This window comes from Faecalibacterium prausnitzii (assembly GCF_003324185.1).
Classification (GTDB): Bacteria; Bacillota; Clostridia; order Oscillospirales; family Ruminococcaceae; genus Faecalibacterium; species Faecalibacterium prausnitzii.
In genome coordinates, this window is sequence record NZ_PXUP01000060.1 from 1 (window position 1) to 1,494 (window position 1,494).

The following is a 1,494-nucleotide window of genomic DNA, read 5'->3' on the forward strand; positions in this document are numbered from 1 at the left end:
GTTAAAGGAAACAAAAAAAGAGCTGAATCTCTGTTGCGTAAAACACAAAAAGAGTTTAACCCTGAAACGATGCAGCAGGTTTCCGACCTGCCGGTATCGGAATATCTGAACCGCTGGCTTCGAGAAAGTGTGATGAGCCTTCCGCCCGAAACCTATGGCAGATATGCTTATGATCTGGGAAGAGTAGTTGTCCCATACTTTGAAAAGAAGCGGCTGTCTTTGAAAGCACTCTCTCCGCGCGATCTGGAAACGTTCTTCCGCTATGAGCGTCAGCAGGAGGAGGCCAGTGTACAGCAGCTTCTGGATTGGCACAAGGAGTTGACCGATGCCCTACAATATGCCGTTGACAATAATTGGCTGAAGGTCAGCCCCATCAAAGAAGTTGACCCCTGCCTTGATAACTCCCCGGTACTTTTCACCGACTTCATCACGGACTGGTTGAAAATGATGAAGTCACGAGTGGAAATCACAACCTATACCAGCTATGAAAGAGCAATCGTTCACAAGATCGTCCCATATTTTGAACCGCTCCACTATACATTGCAGGATATGGAACAGCATCCCAAATACATCCAAGACTTCTACCAGCATGAGTTGGATCGTGGCCTTACGGCAAACACCGTCATTCACTATCACGCCAACATCCGCAAATGCTTGCAGTACGCTTTTCAAATCGGCATGATCCGTTCCAACCCGGCAGATCGCGTTGAACGTCCTCGTAAGGAAAAGTTCAAGTCGGAGATTTACAGCGGTGAAGAACTGGAGCAGCTTTTCAAAGCGATTCAAGGTGACCCTTCGGAGTTTGGCGTTATCATGGCTGCATTCTACGGCCTGCGGCGCAGTGAAGTTGTTGGCTTGAAATGGGATGCCATTGACTTTGAAAACAAGAAAATCAGCATTCAGCATACGGTTGTGACCGCAAAGGTCAACGGAACGCTAACAGAAATCGCACGAGATAAGACAAAAACAAAGTCGAGCTGCCGGACACTTCCCCTAATCCCTGCCTGTGAGCAGATGCTCAATAAAATGAAAAAGGAGCAGGAGCAGAATCGGAAGGTCTGCGGCAAAAGCTATTGCACCGATTATCTTGACTATATCTATGTAGACCCGATGGGAAAACGGATTCGGCCCGATTTCCTGAGCCAACATTTCCCGGATTTTCTGGTCGCACACCAGATGAAGCGTATCCGCTTTCACGATCTGCGCCATAGCTGCGCCAGTCTGCTCTATGCCAATGGCGTGAGCCTGAAGGAGATTCAGGAGTGGCTGGGGCACAGCGACATCAGCACGACAAGCAACATTTATACACATCTGGATTTCTCCAGTAAGGTATCTTCGGCGAATGCAATCGTCAATATCTTCCCAGAAAACGCCAAAGTATAAAAAATGGGCAAAAAAGAAAAACAGCCTAAAATCTTTCGATCCTAAGCTGTTTTATGATGAAGTGCCGATGGTGGGACTCGAACCCACATGGTTTCCCGAACGATTTTGAGT

Annotated in this window: 1 protein-coding gene; it reads left to right on the top strand. The window is 47.6% G+C overall.

The window, feature by feature from the left end:
- A partial coding sequence (locus C7J97_RS14645) for a tyrosine-type recombinase/integrase (RefSeq protein WP_147232804.1) occupies window positions 1-1,383 on the top strand: 1,383 nt, incomplete at its 5' end.
- Between the last annotated feature and the right edge of the window lie 111 nt (window positions 1,384-1,494).